This is a genomic window from Methylosinus sp. LW3, assembly GCF_000527115.1.
GTDB lineage: Bacteria > Pseudomonadota > Alphaproteobacteria > Rhizobiales > Beijerinckiaceae > Methylosinus.
Window position 1 is genome coordinate 685,872 of the sequence record NZ_AZUO01000001.1, and the last position, 16,909, is coordinate 702,780.

The 16,909-nt window shown below is 66.6% G+C and carries 15 protein-coding genes; 4 read left to right on the forward strand and 11 right to left on the reverse strand.

Annotated features, from left to right (window positions below; translation table 11 throughout):
- Window positions 1-4: 4 nt before the first annotated feature.
- The 6 genes from METLW3_RS0103330 to METLW3_RS0103360 all read right to left on the reverse strand — a co-directional run bounded on the left by METLW3_RS0103330 (window position 5) and on the right by METLW3_RS0103360 (window position 7,163).
- Window positions 5-1,000, reverse strand: a complete 996-nt coding sequence (locus METLW3_RS0103330) for a hypothetical protein (protein WP_024878583.1) — start codon at window positions 998-1,000, stop codon at window positions 5-7.
- A gap of 133 nt (window positions 1,001-1,133) precedes the next feature.
- Window positions 1,134-2,192 (reverse strand): lipocalin-like domain-containing protein, encoded by a 1,059-nt coding sequence (locus METLW3_RS0103335; protein WP_024878584.1) that lies wholly within the window; start codon window positions 2,190-2,192, stop codon window positions 1,134-1,136.
- Entirely contained in the window at window positions 2,182-4,659 is a 2,478-nt protein-coding gene (locus tag METLW3_RS0103340) for an ABC transporter permease (RefSeq protein ID WP_024878585.1), read from the reverse strand. The genes METLW3_RS0103335 and METLW3_RS0103340 overlap by 11 nt, the downstream gene beginning before the upstream one ends.
- On the reverse strand, window positions 4,656-5,351 hold the full coding sequence (locus METLW3_RS0103345; RefSeq protein WP_198022786.1) for an ABC transporter ATP-binding protein: 696 nt from the start codon (window positions 5,349-5,351) through the stop codon (window positions 4,656-4,658). Before METLW3_RS0103345 ends, METLW3_RS0103340 begins: the two co-directional genes overlap by 4 nt.
- A 16-nt stretch (window positions 5,352-5,367) precedes the next feature.
- A complete protein-coding gene (locus METLW3_RS0103350) occupies window positions 5,368-6,363 on the reverse strand; it encodes a TonB family protein (protein ID WP_024878587.1) in 996 nt (331 codons plus the stop codon).
- A 302-nt stretch (window positions 6,364-6,665) separates the two neighbouring features.
- Window positions 6,666-7,163 carry a helix-turn-helix domain-containing protein gene (locus METLW3_RS0103360; protein ID WP_024878589.1) on the reverse strand — a complete coding sequence of 166 codons (498 nt, stop codon included), beginning with the start codon at window positions 7,161-7,163 and terminating at the stop codon, window positions 6,666-6,668.
- Window positions 7,164-7,239: 76 nt separating this feature from the next.
- Between METLW3_RS0103360 and METLW3_RS0103365 the strand changes: the two genes are divergently transcribed.
- The gene (locus METLW3_RS0103365) at window positions 7,240-7,737 is read left to right on the forward strand and encodes a PaaI family thioesterase (RefSeq protein WP_024878590.1); all 498 of its coding nucleotides are present in this window, start codon (window positions 7,240-7,242) and stop codon (window positions 7,735-7,737) included.
- Window positions 7,738-7,786: 49 nt separating this feature from the next.
- On the opposite strand, the gene METLW3_RS0103370 is transcribed toward METLW3_RS0103365, so the two are convergent.
- The 5 genes from METLW3_RS0103370 to METLW3_RS0103390 all read right to left on the reverse strand — a co-directional run bounded on the left by METLW3_RS0103370 (window position 7,787) and on the right by METLW3_RS0103390 (window position 13,052).
- A complete protein-coding gene (locus METLW3_RS0103370; protein ID WP_024878591.1) occupies window positions 7,787-10,081 on the reverse strand; it encodes a TonB-dependent receptor in 2,295 nt (764 codons plus the stop codon).
- Between the two features lie 75 nt (window positions 10,082-10,156).
- Window positions 10,157-10,564 carry a hypothetical protein gene (locus METLW3_RS0103375; RefSeq protein WP_024878592.1) on the reverse strand — a complete coding sequence of 136 codons (408 nt, stop codon included), beginning with the start codon at window positions 10,562-10,564 and terminating at the stop codon, window positions 10,157-10,159.
- 58 nt (window positions 10,565-10,622) lie between these two features.
- Complete coding sequence (locus METLW3_RS0103380; RefSeq protein ID WP_024878593.1) at window positions 10,623-11,432, reverse strand: class I SAM-dependent methyltransferase; 810 nt, start codon at window positions 11,430-11,432, stop codon at window positions 10,623-10,625.
- A 28-nt stretch (window positions 11,433-11,460) separates the two neighbouring features.
- Complete coding sequence (purD, locus tag METLW3_RS0103385) at window positions 11,461-12,735, reverse strand: phosphoribosylamine--glycine ligase (protein ID WP_024878594.1); 1,275 nt, start codon at window positions 12,733-12,735, stop codon at window positions 11,461-11,463.
- A 95-nt stretch (window positions 12,736-12,830) separates the two neighbouring features.
- On the reverse strand, window positions 12,831-13,052 hold the full coding sequence (locus tag METLW3_RS0103390; protein WP_024878595.1) for a hypothetical protein: 222 nt from the start codon (window positions 13,050-13,052) through the stop codon (window positions 12,831-12,833).
- A gap of 199 nt (window positions 13,053-13,251) precedes the next feature.
- On the opposite strand from METLW3_RS0103390, the gene METLW3_RS0103395 reads away from it, so the two are divergent.
- From METLW3_RS0103395 to METLW3_RS0103405, 3 genes are all read left to right on the forward strand, one after another.
- Window positions 13,252-15,954, forward strand: coding sequence for a sensor histidine kinase KdpD (locus METLW3_RS0103395; protein ID WP_024878596.1), 2,703 nt, complete (start codon window positions 13,252-13,254; stop codon window positions 15,952-15,954).
- Window positions 15,955-16,116: 162 nt separating this feature from the next.
- The gene (locus tag METLW3_RS0103400) at window positions 16,117-16,443 is read left to right on the forward strand and encodes a hypothetical protein (RefSeq protein ID WP_024878597.1); all 327 of its coding nucleotides are present in this window, start codon (window positions 16,117-16,119) and stop codon (window positions 16,441-16,443) included.
- 152 nt (window positions 16,444-16,595) lie between these two features.
- Entirely contained in the window at window positions 16,596-16,898 is a 303-nt protein-coding gene (locus tag METLW3_RS0103405; RefSeq protein ID WP_024878598.1) for a hypothetical protein, read from the forward strand.
- The last annotated feature ends 11 nt before the right edge of the window (window positions 16,899-16,909 follow it).

Consider the following 16,909-nt stretch of genomic DNA (forward strand, 5'->3'; position numbering starts at 1 on the left):
GGCGTCATGCGCGCAGCGGCAGATGCGACATTCGAAAGAATGCGGAGACGAGCTTCACCATCAAGCCGACGAAGCCGGAGCCGCCGTAGAAGCCGGTCTTGTTGAGCTGCACATAGACATAGGCGGGCCGGTCGGAGCGATTGGTCAATTCGCACACCAGGAAGCCTTCGCGCGCACGCATCGATTCGAATAAAATGCCTGTCGCCTCGGCGAACTCACGCAAGCGCGTGCGCACGGGCTTTGGTGCGACGGCGATCGGCGTTTCCTCGTCATTCGCCTCCGCATCGTCGGGGTGCCGCAGGCTCGTCGGGCGTAGCTTGGAGTCGATATTTTCCGTGGCGGCGATGACATTGCCGAGCGCGAAATCGCGGCTGTCGCCGGGCGCGAGTCGCTCGCACCATACCATAGTGCGGCCGGAGAGGCAGAGAATCGCCTGCCGTCCCGCATTCTCCGTCTCCTCCGCGCGATAGACATAGGGCGCGCGCGCCCAGCTCATCGTGGCGGCGTCGCATGGCGTCGAGTGTATCGCCACCTCGGCCGAGGAGCAGAGATAGGCTGGCTGCAGAAACTTCAGCGGCGGCGCGCCGTCGCGCGCCAGCTCGGAGAGATCGATCTTCTCGACGACATTGCCGTCGCCGGCGGACAGGAGAATCTGCCGCTGATCGGCGAGCGTGGTGACGCGGTTGAGCCGCACGTCGCCGCCGCCGCAAAAGATTTGTAAAAATGCGCTGCCCTCATTGGCGATGAAGGAGCGCGGCGGAATCTCGTGCGGGCTCTGGCGCGGGATCGTCTTGACGCCCGGCCAGCGGCAGACGGAGCGATTGGGACGATCGAAGAAGGCCGTGTTCGGCCCGAGCGTGACGACGAGCCCTTCCTGTCCTTCCAGCAAGCGAAAATCGCTCTCGCCTTCGACGAGGATGGGACGGTCGCGGCTGAAGAAAGGATTGCGCGCGATGGTGCGCAGGCCGAGATCGAGGAAAAAGGTCGGCGACAGATACATGGTGGGAAATCCCCTCGGCGGAGCGTCGCCGGAACGGGTCCAGCGCAAGCCTTGCGTCAGAAGAAAGCATCCCAGTATGGATAGCGCCGATGACATTCGGATCAAGCTTCGGCGGCGAAGCGAGACCGAACCGTCAGTATCCCGTCATCTCGAGATAGCCGACGCCGCTCTGCGCGCCGGCGAAGGAGATCGGCCCTTCGAAATAGCCGATGCCGACGCCCATGAAGCTCTGCGAATTGAGGGGCTTCGTCTCTATGTCGAGATGCAGGCTCGCCACGCGCACGCGCCAGCGCAGGGGCAGCAGGCGACCGGCGACGAGGCCCTGCTCCAGCGGCTCGAGGAAAATATCGTCGCGCGTGAGCATGCGCGTCGCGCCATCGGCCGTGATGAAGCTTCCCGAGAGAAAGGGAAGCGTCTTGTCGCTGCGCAGGCGGAAGAGCATCAGCTCGCCGCCGCCGTCGAGATGCAGCGAGAACCAGTCCCAGCCTTTCTGATCCGCCGCCAGCGGCCTGCTGCTCCATTCGTGATCCATCCAGGCGCGGCCCTTCACCTTGCGCTCGGCGCCGTCTATGGCGAGCGCGCCTTCGACGGTGAAGAAGGGTTGGCTGTAATAATATGAAGCCTGTCCGCTCTCCGATTTACGGCTGAAGCCTGCTTCGCCATGCAGAGCGAGCGGCTTTTCGGCGGTGAGCGCGAGCGTGTAGCGAAAGCGCGGCGCGATTGCGGAGATGGTTCCGCCGGAGAGATTGGGCTCCGTCGCGGAAAAGGACCAATTGTCGATAAAGGCGCGGAAGGGCGCCGCTGTGACGCCCGCCTGTCCGACGCCGCCGCGCGCGCGTGTTTCGGCGAAGAGATGCAGCGTATCCGTCGTGACGGCGGCATGCGCGACGAAAGCTTGCGGACTGTCCCAGCCTTCGCCGTCATGCGGGGCGCGCGCGTGGCGGAACAAGGTCCATTGCGCGCCATAGGCTTTGCCGGTCTCGTCCGTCAGATTGGCGGTGAGATACCACCATTCGATGCGAAACTCGGGATGCGCGCCATGATCGCGCGGAAAGACGAGCGCTTGGCCCGGCTGCGGCTCGGCGAAGCCCTGCGCCTCGTCGCCGAGACCGGCGAATCCGGCGGCGCGCGCCGACGCGGCGGAAAGAAGCGCCAGAGCGAGGAGAAGGGCGCGCAGCGCTTCAGCGTTCATTGGCGAAGACCGCGAGCAGGGACGCCGGCGCGATGCGCGCGAGACGGCGAATGGGCAAGAGCGCGGCTAGCGCGGCAGTGAGCAGCGCCAGCGCGAAGACCTCGAGCCATTGCGACGGAAAAATATGAAAGGGCAGGCGCCAGCCGAAAGCGCGCACATTGACGATGGCGACGAGATCATAAGCGAGAGCGAGGCCGAGCGGCACGGAGACGAGCGCCGTCGCGGCCGCAAACAGCGTGACGCGCGCGAGTTCCAGCAGAGCGAGGCTGCGCCGCGAGACGCCCGCCGCCCACAGCGGCGCGAGCTGCGGGACGCGCGCGGCGGCGAGCGTGGTGAGGCTGGCGAAAAGTGCGATCGCCGAGACGACGAGCGTCAGCGCGTCGAGCGCGGCGGTGACGGCGAATGTGCGCTCGAATATGTCCGTCGAACGCTGCTTCAGCGCCGCCTGATCGATGATGCGCGCGACGCCCGCGCCAAATTCCGCTTGCAGCGCGAGCATGATCTCCGGCGCAGTCTCCGAGCGCGCGCGTAGCATATAGTCGAGCCGGCGCGCGTCCGGCCAGCGCGACGAGAGCGCGTCGTGATCGACGCGGAGCTGGCCTTTGGCGGCGCCGTAATCGGGATAGATTCCGACGATCTCGACGCGCCAATCGCCGGTCGGCGTCGGTATCTCCAAGGTCGAGCCGAGCGCGAGGCGAAGACGCCGCGCGAGCTGCTCGCTGATGAGCGCGGAATCGCCGCGTGCGATGCTGTTCCACGCGTCGGCGTGCGCTTCGAGCAACGGAAAATGCGCGCTGAAGGTCTCATGCGGCGGCGCGCCGACGATCTCGACGGGCCAAGAACTTCCGGGCGTGGAGCGGATGGCCGTTTTCGCCTTGCACAGCGGCAGAACGGCGGCGACATCCTCGCGATGGGAGAGCCATGTCGCTATGCGCCGCGCGTCTTTATCGCTCGCGGCCTCGAAATAGATTTCCGCGACGAGGCGCTCGTCGAGCCATTGCGTGAATGTCCGGCGAAAGCCCTCCACCATGGAGCCGACGCCTATATTGGTGGAGAGGGCGAGCAGCAGCGCCATCAGCGCCAGCGAGAGGCCGGGAAGCTGCTGCAGCGCATCGGCGAAGAACCATTTGGCGAGCGGTCCGCGCGCGCGTCTTTCGCCGAGCCGCAGCATTGCGGCGAGCGGCAGCGGCAATGCGAGCGCGGCGCCGAGCAACAGCCCGGCCATGGAGGCGAAGCCCGCCTCCATCCCCTCGCCGAAGAGCAGCGCCGCCGCCGCGCCCATGAGAGCGAGTACTGCGAGCGCGGCCTGGCGGTAGAGCCAATGTCGCTGCGCCTCGCGCCAGGCGAAAGGCTGCGCGATGGCGAGCACGGGCAGGCGCAGAGTCTTGACCAGCCCGCTCGCCGCGGCGATCGCGGCGCCGATCAGCGCCATGCCGATGCCGGATAGCCACCAGGAAGGCGCGAGGCCGAGCGCGCCGTCGAGCTCGGCGCCATAGAGTCCCTCGAGGCTGGCGGCCATGTTGGGCAGCAGCGCGGCGGCGATGAGATAGCCGCCGGCCATTCCCGCAGCGCCGGCGAGCAGGGCGAGCAGCGTCAGCTCCGCGACCAGCGCCAATGAGAGCGCACGCAAGGAGGCGCCGATGGCGCGCAGCGTGCGGATGATCGGCAGGCGCTGCTCGAAGGCGAGGCCGAAAGACGCATGTGCGATGAACAGGCCCACCACATAGGCCAAAAGGCCGAAGGCGGTGAGGTTGAGATGAAAGCTCTCGGTGAGCTTGGCGAGCTCCGGCGCCTCATCTGCCTCCACGCGGCGCAGCGTTTCGCCGATGACGGATTCGAGCGTGGGCGCGTCCGCAGTAGGTTCCTCGGCGAGCAGCAGGCGCGACAGGCGCCCCGGCCGATGCAGCAGCCTCTGCGCGGCGCCGATGTCGACGACGACCATCCCCGGCGCGAGATCTCTGGCGATGGCGAGCGGCGGCAGGCGATCCGCTTCACTGATCGTCGGCGTCGCGCCTTCCGTGAGGCCGAGCGCGCGCAATGTCTGCGGCGCGATCAGCGCGCGGCCGGGCGGGCCGAGGAAATCATTCAGATCGTCGCCCTCCGGCATTTTATTGCTGGAGATTTTGGGCAGCGTCAGCGGCTCCACGCCCAGCAGGCGATAGGATTTGTCGCCGAGGCGGATCGTCCCCTCGAGAATCGGCGAGACCTTCCAGCCCGCGCGCCGCAGAGCGATGAAAGCGTCCTGCGCGAAAAATCCGCCGCTCGCCGCAACGAGGCTCGGCGAGCCGCCGAGGCCGAGCGCGCCGGCCGCGCGATCATAGCTGCGGCGCGCTTGATCGTTCAGCGCCGCGACGCCGCTCCACAGCGCCGTCGCCACGGCGAGGCCGACGAAGAGCGCGGCGAATTGGCCGGGACGTCGCCGCCAATGGCTGGTGAGCGTGGTGAGCGTATAGAAGAATTGCTTCACGGCGCCAGCCTTCCGCCGGCCAGAGTGGCGCGACGGTCGAGCCGCGCAGCGAGCCGCGCGCTATGCGTGACCATCAGCACCGCCGCGCCCGCCGTGGCGGAGAGCTCGAGCAGAAGATTGAGCACGGCGTCGCCTGTGGCTTCATCCAGATTGCCGGTCGGCTCGTCGGCGAGCAAGAGGCGCGGGCGCGGCGCCAGCGCGCGGCCGACGGCGACGCGCTGCTGCTGTCCGCCCGACAATTGCTCGGGATAGCGATCGAGCAGAGCGGAGAGGCCGAGACGCTCCGCGAGCGCGTCGCGCCAATCGCGATCGTAACGCCCGGCGAGCCGCGCCTGCAGCGAGAGATTGTCGCCGACAGTGAGGCTCGGCACGAGATTGAACTGCTGAAACACGACGCCGAGCGTCTTGCGGCGCAGCGCCGCGCGGCCTTCGTCGTCGAGCTTCGTCACTTCCACATCGTCGATGTGAATGGCGCCGCCATCGGCATGGTCGAGCCCGGCGATAAGATGCAGCAGCGTGCTCTTGCCGCTGCCGGACTCGCCCATCAGCGCGAGGCTCTCGCCGGCGCTGAGCGTAAGATCGACGCCGCGCAGCACGGGCAGAGGACCCTGCGGCCCGAGATAGGATTTGGAAAGTCCCGTCACGCGCAGCAGCGCGCCCTCTACTGCCGCATCACGCGCGGGCGCCGACATCACGCTCAAAACGCCCTCATTTCGGATCGAAGTGGAATTGAATGCCGCGCGGATGGCCGTAGGGCGGCGCAGGGAAAGGCGCGGCGCGGCGCACGGCGGCGAGAGCGGCGTTGTCGAGCTCGGCGAAGCCGCTCGAGCGATAGACCGCCTGATGCGTCACATGCCCGCCCTCGTCGATGAAGAACACGACGACGCCGTGATTGGGCGTCGTCTTGTTGCGCAGGGACGGCGGCACATTCATATGCCGCATGATGAGGCCGAAGAGCACGGAGAGATAGGTGGTCTTCGCCGTGCCGCCGCTGACCGGCGCCGGCTTGGAGGAGCCAGAGAGCTTGAAGTCCGGCAGCGGCTCCAGCGAAGCGAGCTGATCGGCGATGGATTTGGGCTTGGGCTCCGGCGAGGCCTTGATCTCGACCTCGCCCTGCTTGTCGTCGACCCGCGCTTCCTTTTGCGGCTCCGCCTGCTCGACGATCTCGGCGTCGGCCTTGTCCTCCTCCGCCTTGGGGGCGGCCGGCGCGGGCTCGGCTTTGGCCGCCTGCTGCTTTTGCGGATCGGCGGATTTTTCCTGCGCGGGCTTGGCGGCGTGCTGCTCGTTCGGCGGCTCGCGGCGGGCGGATTTGGTCTCCTGATCCGGCGCGTCGCGATCGGCCTTCTCCTGGTTCGGCGCGCGCGGCGCGTCGAAGGCCGGCTTCTCGTCATCGACGAGCTTTTGCGGCGGCGGCGGCTTCTGCTTTTGCTTCTCCTCCGGCTTCGGCTCCTCCTTCTCGGGCTCCGGCGGCGGCGGCTCCTGCGGCGGCGGAGGCTGCGGCGCCTCGGCGACGACCTCCAGCGGAATTTCCTGCTCTGTGGTCGGGCTCTCGCTCGACAGCAGCAATTGCTCGAGCAGAAATGCCGCCAGGACCAGAATATGAATGAGCGCGGACAGGATGATGGGCGCGAGCCGGCGCTTCGCAGGCGCCTCGCTCGCGGGCGGCGTTGTCAGACGTTCGGCCGGGTCCGCTCTCAAGCTCATGTCAGAAGCGACATTCGAACGCCGCATTGCGGAAAAACGACGGCGAGAGCTTCGCGCTCGAGCCTGAAAGGCGCGATTCTGCGAGGATGGACGCGCCGCGCGCCTCCGTTCCGCGAGATGTTCCGGCGACGCCGGGCGCGACAATGAAAAAGCTGCGCGTCATCGAGCCGGCGATCCAGAAGAGACGAGAGAGCATTCACACGAAACCGGCGGCAGGTTCAACCCCCGTTCGAGCCGGCTCCGCCGCTCGAATGGGGGCGTTCGTTGCGCCGCAGCGAGAATAGCGGGCGCGGCGGCGCGCGTCATCTCGGGAGTATTTCCGAAGCCGGCGGAAAACGGCGGCGCACCTTCTCATCCGCGCCGGGGCCGGGGGCGATCAGCAGCTCCTGCGGCTCCAGCGCGGCGCCGCTCGAGCCGGTCACGCGCAGCGAGGCGATCTCCGCGCCGGTCGCCGGGTCCAGCAGGCGCAGCGGCGGTCCCGCCGCCGCCGCCCAGCGGTCGCCCCATTGCATCAGCGCCACCAGAACCGGGAACAGATCGCGACCCTTCTCGGTGAGGCGATAGTCGCGTGGATTGCCGCGTCCCGGCACGTCGATGCGCTCCATCACGCCGCAGGCGACCAGCTTCGACAGCCGCTCGCTCAGCACATTCTTGGCGACGCCGAGATTGCGCTCGAACTCGCCGAATCGGCGCGCGCCGAAAAACGCCTCACGAATGATCAGCAGCGTCCACCATTCGCCGACGATCTCCAGCGCGCGCGCCACTGAGCAGGTCTGGGAGGGGAATTGATTGTTTCTCATCGCTTCGCCGTTTATTTAGTTTCTTGACGAAACTAAATATATGCCTCAGTTTCGAAAGGCCAGAGGAGATCGCCTCATGTCCGACGAAACGCAGACCCATGTCGCGGGAGCCTTGCCGCTGGAGCGCCTGCGATCGATGAGCGGATTGGAAGTCGTGAGAGCCATGGGCGAAGGTTCCTTGCCCGTGCCGCCGATCATGCTCCTTTTCGCCTTTCGTCCCGTCGAGATCGAGAGTGGGCGCGTCGTCTTCGCGGCGACGCCGGACGAGCGACATTATAATCCGCTCGGAACGGTTCATGGAGGCTATATCTCGGCGCTGCTCGATTCCACGATGAGCTGCGCCGTCCATACGACGCTGCCGCCGGGCCAGCTCTACACGACGCTCGAGCTGAAGGTGAATTTCACCCGCGCGGTCTCCGCCGACGCCGAGATTCGCGCCGAGGGAAAGGTGCTGCACCAAGGCCGCAGCATCGCCACGGCGGAGGCGCGGCTCTATGACGCGCGCGAACGTCTGCTCGCCCATGCGACGACGACCTGCATGATCTTCGCCGCCGGCCGCGCGCCCAGCGGCTGATGAGCGGGCAGGGGAGTGGCGCGGTCGCGCCTCTCCCGCCGCCGCTCTTTCAGAACTTGAACTTCACGCCGCCCTGTATCGCGCGCGGCTGGCCCGCATAGATGGAGCCGGTCGAATTTTGCGCGAGCACGAAGCCGGGATTTTGAAATCCCGAAGTGAGCGAGTTGGAGATCACCGTCGCCGATGCGACATAGGTCCGGTCGAACACATTGCGCACTTCGACGAAGGCGGAGATGTTCTTCAGAAAGCCGATCGACACGTCGCGATCATAATGCAGGTTGAGATTGACGAGGCCATAGCCCGGTATGGTGAGCTGATTGCCATTGTCGATGAAATAGGAGCTCTTCAGCACATATTCCAAATAGGCGCCGACGCCTTTGAAATCTCCCTGCGGAATATCGTAGCCGATGCGCGTCGTCAGCTCATGCGGAGCGACGCCGGGGATTTTATAGCCGGCGCGGTTGAAGTAAGAGCTCGGCCCGCGCTGCTCGGTGAAGCTCGTGAAGATCTGATTATTGTAGGAGTAATTGGCGAGCAGCCGCCATCCGTCGAAAGGCCGCCAGTCGAGCAGGAACTCCGCGCCGCGATGGGCCGAGCCCGGCGCATTATAGGTGTAGTTCTTGAGGCCATTGCCCGGCGACTGCGTCAGCATCTCGTTCTGATACCATTCGTAGAAGCCGTTGAGCGTGACTTTGAGGGTCTCCGTGGGCGTCCAGTCGAAGCCGGCGTCGAAGCCGGAGTTGCGCTGCGATTTGAGGTCGGTGTTATTGCCGTCGAGCCCCTGCTGATTGACGAAGAGGAAGCCATATTGCGGCGTTCCATAGCCGCTCGAGGCGCGCGCGTAGAATTTCCACTCGCGATCGGGCCGCCAGGTCACCGAGGCTTCCGGCGCGAAATTCCAATAGGTGCGATTGGCCGGCACGGTGGTCAGCGCGCCAGAGGGATAGGAGACGGAAGAGGACAGCGCCGCGACCTTGCTCATCTCGGTCGCCAGGGCGATGACGCCCGTCACATCCGGCGCGAGCTCGAGCTCCTCGCGGAAACGGCCGCCGAGATTGGAATGCATGATCTCCTGCTTATTGGTGAGCAATGGCCCGAGATCGCCATTGCCCCAGCCGAGCAGATTTTGCGAGTAGGTGGTGAAGCGCGCGCGATTGTACCAGACGCCGAAATTGCTCGTGAGCTGCTGGCCTTGCAGCGCGCCGTGATGGGTGAGATCGGTCGATATGTTGATCGAGGGCGCGTCGCCATAAGTGACCGGCGTGTCGATCGGCTGGTAGAAATCCTTGTCGTCATAGATGAACTGCGTGCGCAGCACCGTCTGCGCGTCAATGTCGTGCTCCCAGCGCAGGCCCAGCATGTCGCGCCGGTCGTTGCGATGCCAGCCTGATTGCTGCGCGGAGACCTGCGCCGTCGCGCCATTGGTTCCGTTGAGGAAAACGGCCGTCTGTCCGCAGAGGCTGCGGCTGACCGCGGTGGAGGGCGTCGGCAGCCCATAACAGCCGCGCTGATAGGGATTGAAATAGAATTGGTTGAGCGACATGCGCGCCGGCACATTGCCGTAGAGCTGATTATGGACCCATTTGAAGGTGAAGCGATCGGTCGGCGTCGCCTCGTAGCTCGCCTTCAGATTCACCGTCTGCGTGTTGAATTCCGTATGCGTCGTCGAGCCTTCGCCGCGTGCGTCGCTGGCGAAGAGGGCGATGTCGAAATTGCCGTATTTCTTGCCGATGGCGGTGTAATTGGTGAGATAGCCGAAGCTGCCGGCCTCATGGCCGGTCTCCACGCCGTCGATCTCCGCGCCGGTGCGGGTGCGGAAGTTGATGGCGCCGCCATTCGCCCAATTGCCGAACAGAGCGGAGGAGGGGCCGCGATAGACGTCGACGCCCGCATAGGCGTGCGGATCGGTGGAATCGGTGCGCGAGAATCCGTCCGGCTGCGTCATGGTGAAGCCGTCCTCGAGCAGCACGATATTGCGCATGGCGCCGCCGATGCGCGCGCCTGAGCCGCGGATGGAGAGCGTCATGTCGCGCGGGCCATTGCCCTGCTTGAAGGAGACGCCGGGGCTGTATTCGACGAGATCGCCGATGGTGACGAGCGGCGAGGTCTTGAAATCCTCGCGCTTCACCGTGGTGAAAGTCTGGCCGGTCGGATCGCGATAGACGGGCAGCGCCTTTTTCTCGGGAGAAAATCCCGGCGCGGCGGCTTTTTGTCCCGCGTCGCGCGGGGCGCCCTCGCCAGCGACGTCGATGGAGGGCAGCGCCTCCTGCGCCATTGCGGAGGAAAGAGACGCGATGAGGAGCGCGCCGGCGGAAACGCCGCGCGAGAGAATGGTTCTGGTCATGACGATTTGTCTCCTGGCGCGGCGATGAGCGCGCGCGGGTCTAAAGGGCGGGGCGGCAAAGCCGCATCGGACCGATCAGGAGAAGAAAGGCGGCGCGCGCGAGAGCCAGGGCGTCGTCGGCAGAGCGACGCCGGCGCGATGAGACGTGTCGGAGCGCGCCGCGAAGGACGGCGCGTCGGGAGCGGGGAATTGCACGAATCCGAGCAGAATTGCGACGAAGCCTGTCGCGTCGCGCCGCGCCGTGATTTGCAGGCAGCAGCAGCTCGCGCCGGCGTGCGCCTCGCCGTGGTCGGAAGCGTGATGAGAGAGCTCGCAGATTTCCTGCGTCGCGGCGGTGAGCGACGCCTCGTCGGCATGCGCTGCGCGTTGGGCGACGCCCGGCGCGGCGCTCATCACGAGAGCGAGCAGCACGGCCAATAGGGCCGCGATGCGCCCGAGAATCGGGAGCCGTCGGTCGCTGAATCGCCGCCTTTGCTTCATCATTGCGGCATAATCGGCAGCGGCTCACGACTGTCAAGCCTTCGTCCGCCCCGCCAGCTTGTCAGGCGAAGGTCACGCGCGTGATCGCGGGCATGCGCTCGCGAAAAAAGGCAAGGCGCAAAAGCCCTCCGAACAGCAGCGCGCGCCATCCGCGATAGAATCGATAGTCGAAATGATCCACCGTCTCGATCGCCGCCCAGCTTCGCAATGTCGGCGCGATCTCGCTGCGGTCGACGCCCCAGGGCATGGGCGGGATGGTGAAATTCGGCGTGAGCTTGCGGCCCTTCAGCGTTTCTCTCGAGAGCCAGCGTGGCACATGGTCGAACAAGAGGCCGGCTTTCGGAAAGCGCTGCGCCATGTCGCGCAGCAGCGATGCGGTTTCCTCCGGCGGAAGATACATGAACAGCCCTTGCGCCGTGATGAAGACGGGGCGTCCTTGCGGAACCTCGTCGAACCAGCGGCGGTCGAGCGCGCTCAGCGCCACGTGGCGATGGCGCGCGTCGGGCTTTATGAAGCGCTCGCGTATGGCGATCGACTCCGGCAGATCGACGGTGATCCACAGCGCCTCGCCCGCATCGGCCACGCGGAATCTGTGGGTCTCCAAGCCTTCGCCGAGATTGACGATCACGCCATCGGGATGCGCCGCCAAAAAGGCGCGCAGCGCATTGTCGAAGACGACGGCGCGATTGGCGTGCGAGGGCTGCGCCTTGCCGAAGCTCGCCTCATAGTCATAGTCGAGCGCGCGATAAATTTCGACGAGCCGAGGATCATGCAGCAGTCCGTTTGGCCGCAACGCCTCGCCGGCGCGATTGTGCAGCGTCCACAACATGGTTTCCGGCACGCCGGTGAGATTGGGCGCGATCTTGTCCATGCGGCCTCCTCGCAAATAGTCTTGCGCTTTATGTTTCGCGCTCGATCGCGCGCCAGCCTATGTCGCGGCGACAAAATCCCTCGGGCCAGTCGATCGCGTCGACGCCGCGATAGGCGAGCGCCTGCGCCGCCCTCGCCGTGTCGCCGAGCGCCGTGACATTGAGCACGCGTCCGCCGGCGGCGACGAGCGCGTCGCTCTCGCGCCGCGTGCCCGCATGGGTGACGATGACGCCGTCGATCTCGCCGGCGCGCGCGAGGCCTTTTATCGCCGTGCCCGTCAGCGGCGTTCCTGGATAGCCTTTCGCCGCCAGCACCACGGTGAGCGCGGTCTGCTGCGAGAAGCGCAGCGGCTTCTCCGGCAGCGCGCCTATGGCGGCGGCGCGCATCAGCGCGAGCAGATCATCCTCGAGGCGCGGCAGCATCACTTGCGTCTCTGGATCGCCGAAGCGCACATTGAACTCGATGAGCTTCGGTCCATCCTTCGTCAGCATCAGCCCGACGAAAAGCACGCCTTGAAACGGCGCGCCCATCTCGCGCATCGCGCGCAGCGTCGGCGCGACGATCTCGCGCATCACGCGCGCCTCTATCTGCGGCGTGAAGGCGGGCGCCGGCGAATAGGCGCCCATTCCGCCCGTGTTCGGCCCCGTGTCGCCGTCGCCGACGCGCTTATGATCCTGCGCGGATGTGAAAGGCAGCGCTCGCTCTCCGTCGCAGATCACGAAGAAGGAGGCCTCCTCGCCTTCGAGCTTCTCCTCTATGACGACTTCCGCGCCCGATTTGCCGAAGGCGCCGGAGAACATGGCCGTGACCGCCGTCTCCGCCTCTTCGAGAGTCTCGGCGACGACGACGCCCTTGCCGGCGGCGAGGCCGTCGGCCTTCACCACGATCGGTGCGCCCTTCGCGCGCAAATAGGCGAGCGCTTTCTCCTCATCGTCGAAGCGCTGATAGTCCGCGGTGGGAATGGCGTTGGCGCGGCAGAGATCCTTGACGAATCCCTTCGAGCCTTCGAGCTGCGCCGCGGCCTTGGACGGGCCGAAAACGGCGACGCCCTTCGCGCGCAAGAAATCGGCGAGTCCTTCGACGAGCGGCTGCTCCGGCCCGACGACGACGAGCTCTATGCTCTTTTGCGCGCAGAAGGCCGCGACGGCGGCGTGATCCGAAACATCGAGAGGCGCGAGCTCCGCTATCTCTGCGAGGCCCGGATTGCCCGGCGCGGCGTAGAGTCGGGAGAGAAGCGCGCTTTTCGAGAACGCCCGGGCGATCGCATGCTCGCGGCCGCCGGAGCCGATGAGGAGAACATTCATCCTGTGATCCGGATAATTGACGTCGGCCCTTCAATAGGGCCTCGCGCCTCCGGACGGAAGAGGGCGGCGCATCGCGCCGCCTGCGCTCTGCGATATTATGCCTTTGCGAGATCTCTGCCGCGCGGGCCGGCGTGGCGGGCCTTCATCAGACGGCGGCGGCGCAGCAGCAGGATGAGCGCCCCTGCACGGGTCGCGGGGCTTCGGACGAGCGCGGGCGTCGCCTTGCGCTCCCATGCGCTTCGATAAATGCGCCAGGCCGCGGCATAGGCGACAGTGAGCGCAGAGCCGGCGATCGCCGCGCTGATGATCTGAAACATGCCTCGTCTCCTTTGCAAGCTCGGACGGCGGCACGATGCGTCTCCTCGCCGTAAGGAAGCCATTCGCGATTTGCGGGAGGCGCATAAGGGCTTCGTAAAGATCGGGCGTGAGCGCGAAATTTCGCCGTGTCCGCGCTTGCGTGCGCGCCGCGCCTCCCGCATTTTGTGAGGACGCAGCGTGCGAGAGAGCTTAAGGAAAATGGCGGAGACGGGAAGCGAATTCGAACGTCGGCCGGATCCGGACGCGTTGCTCGCGCTCGCCGATCGCGAGAAGCGCGGCAAGCTGCGCGTGTTTCTCGGCGCGGCGCCGGGCGTCGGCAAGACCTACGCAATGCTCGCCCGCGCTCGCGCGTTGAAGACCGATGGCGTCGATGTCGTCATCGGCCTCGTCGAGACGCATGGGCGCTGCGAGACCGAGGCTCTGACGGAAGGCCTCGAGATTCTGCCGCGCCGCAAGATCGAGTATCGCGGCCGCACGCTCGAGGAGTTCGACGTCGACGCCGCGCTCGCGCGTCATCCCGCGCTCATCGTCGTCGATGAGCTCGCGCACACCAATGCGCCGGACAGCCGCCACCCGAAGCGCTGGCAGGATGTCGAGGAACTGCTCGACACCGGCGTCGATGTGTGGACCGCGCTCAATATTCAGCATCTCGAGAGTCTCGCCGATGTCGTCTCGCGCATCGCCGGCGTCGCCGTGCGCGAGACGGTTCCAGATCGCGTGCTGCAGGACGCCGCCGATGTCGTACTCGTCGATGTGACGCCGGACGAGCTGCTGCAGCGTTTGAAAGAGGGCAAGGTCTATGTGCCCGACATGGCGCGCCGCGCCGTGCAGAATTTCTTCACGCCGCGCAATCTCACGGCGTTGCGAGAACTGGCGCTGCGTCGCACAGCGGAGCGCGTCGACGATCAGATGGTCGATTATCTGCGGCAGAGCGCGATCGAAGGGCCATGGGCGACGTCGGAGCGGCTGCTCGTCTGCGTCGGCTCCGATCGTCTGTCGGAATTCGTCGTGCGCGCCGGCGCGCGCCTCGCGACCGGGCTCAATGCGCCTTGGATCGCGCTGCATCTGGAGCGCGCGGGAGAAGAGGAGCAGGACGCCGATCGCGCGCGGCGCGTCGACGAAGCATTGCGGCTCGCCGAGCGTCTCGGCGGAACGGTCGAGCGCATCTCCGGTCATGATCTTGCCGGTGAGGCGCTGAGATTCGCGCGGCGCGAGAATATCACGCAGATCGTCGTCGGCCGCTCGCGCGCCGGGCTGCTGGCGCGGCTGTGGCGCAAATCTCTGACCGACGAGATCGTGCGGCGCTCGGACGATATCGCCGTGCAGGTCATCACCGAGAGCCGCGCGAAGGCCGAGGAGGAGCCGCGGCCGCGCAAGGCGCTTTCCGCCAATGGCGAGCTCTGGCGCGGCGTCGGCGCGACGCTCGCCTCCGTCGCTTGCGCCACGCTCATCGCATGGCCGCTCGACGTCTGGCTGCATCTTCCCAATCTCGGGATGATCTTTCTCGCCTCCGTCGTGTTCTGCGCGCTCGCCGCCGGCGTGTGGTCGGCGGTCGCGGCCTCCATTCTCTCCTTCTTCGCTTTCGATTTCTTTTTCGTCGATCCGCGCTATGAGCTCACCGTCTCGCAAGCGCATGAGTTTCTGTCGCTGCTCGTCTACACTTTCGTCGCCATAGTGACGGGCACGCTCGCCGGCCGCGTGCGCGAGCAATCGCGGGCCATGCGCGCGCGGGCGGAGGCGGCGCAATCGCTATTCGAATTCTCGCGCAAATTGTCGAGCGCGGCCTCGCTCGACGAGGTGATGTGGGCCGCCGCCATGCATGCGCAAAAGGCGCTCGACGCGAAGAGCGCGGTGCTTCTGGCGCCGGACGACGGCGAGCTGACGATCGCCGCCGCCTGGCCGCCGATCGACCAGCTGGACGCGAAGGAGGCGGGCGCCGCGCGCTGGGCCTTTGAGCGCGCCGAGCCGGCGGGACTGCGCAGCGGCACGCTGCCCAACATACGTTTCGCCTTTCGTCCGCTGGCGACGACGCGCGGCGTCGTGGCGGTGATCGGCCTCGAGCCGAAGAATGCGCAAGAGACGCCCTCGGCGCAGAATGAGCGAATGCTGACGGCGATTCTCGAGCAGACCGCCATCGCCGTCGATCGCGCGCTGCTCGTCGGCGAGTCCGTGCGCGCCGCCGCGCTCGAGGAGAATGAGCGCTTGCGCACCACGCTGCTCGCCTCGCTCTCGCATGATCTGCGCACGCCGCTCGCCTCCATCACCGGCGCCGTCACCAGCCTGCGCCAGCTCGGCGATCGGCTCGCCGATACGGATCGGCTGGATCTGCTCGTGTCCATAGAGGAGGAGGCGGCGCGTCTGTCGCGCTTTGTCGTCAATCTGCTCGATATGTCGCGCATCGAATCGGGCGCGCTGGCGCCGCGCCGCGAGCTCGTCGATGTCGGCGACGCCGTGCGGGCCGCTATGGAGCGCAGCCGCAAGGAGTTTCCGCAGCTGAAGGTCTCGGCGAGCCTCGCGCCCGATCTGCCGGCGATTCGCGGCGACGCCGGCCTGTTGGGGCAGATCGTGTTCAACCTACTGGACAATGCGCATAAATACGGTGGCGGCCAGGCTTCGGTCTACGCCCGCCGCGACGGCTCCGAGCTGCTGCTCACTGTGACCGACGAAGGGCCGGGCGTGAAGCCGGCCGACCTCGACCGCATTTTCGAGAAATTCTACCGCGGCGGGCGCGTCGACGGCCGCAAGGCCGGCACCGGCCTCGGCCTCTCCATCTGCCGCGGCCTCGTCGAGGCGATGGGCGGCTCTATCGTCGCGCAGAGCCCGGCCATCCGCCGCAAGGGCACGCGAATCGTGCTGCGCTTTCCCATTCCGGAGCAGCCGCGCCGCGACGCTGTGGCGTGAACGCATCACTCGCCGAAATTTGAAAAAGCGCGAGCGTGACGGCCACGTTTTCGCCGTTCATTTACGTTTTCTGGCTTTCATCGACGCGCTCGGCGCGCGGCTGGCGGCGCAACTTGGGGACAGGCCGTCCGAGCGCCGCCCCGGAGGGTGATGGAGAGAGTCATGAGGGAGATTTCGGCACGAAAAATCGCGGGCGCTCTCGTCGCGCTCGGCCTCGGCGTCGCGCCGATCGTGACGGCCGCGCCGGCCGCTGCGGGCGATCCGGGTGCGGCCATCGCCGCGGGCATCGGCGGCTTCGCGCTGGGCGCGCTCGCCGGCGGCGCCGCGCGTCCGGTTCCGCCGCCCCCGCCTTATTATGGCGCGCCGGCCTATTATCCGGCGCCCGTCTATGAAGCGCCGCCGCCCTATCGCTGCTGGCGCGAGCGTCGCCCGGTGTTCGACGAATATGGCGTCGTCGTCGGCTATCGACCCACCCGCGTCTGCGAGTGAGGCGAAAGGCGAGGCTTCGGCCTCGCCTTTTCGGTTTCTACGGTCCCTGCAACCATGACCGACGTCGCCGCGTTACAGCCCATGAGAGGCGCGGCCGACGCTTCGGGGAGAATTCCTCGCTTCAGTCGGCCCTTCGCCGGGAGCGTCGAATCATGGGCCTATCGAAAAATTCGCGAATCCTTCTCGCCGTGACGGTCGCGGCCAGCTTTGGCGCGTCTGTCGCCGCCACGCCGTCGCTCGGCGCGCGCTTCGAGGCTCTGACCGCGCCATCTTCGGTTACGAAAACGACGCTCGGGGACAGCGTGACGGCGCTGCGTCCCTTCGGCGATGGTCCGGCGATACTGATCGGTCGCGCCTATGGCGCCGATGACGAGGATTGCGTGCTCGCCGTCACCCGCGTCGAAGGCTCGGATGGTCAGGTCAGCGTCGCCCGCGGAATCGCCTGCCCGCAATAACAGTCGAGACG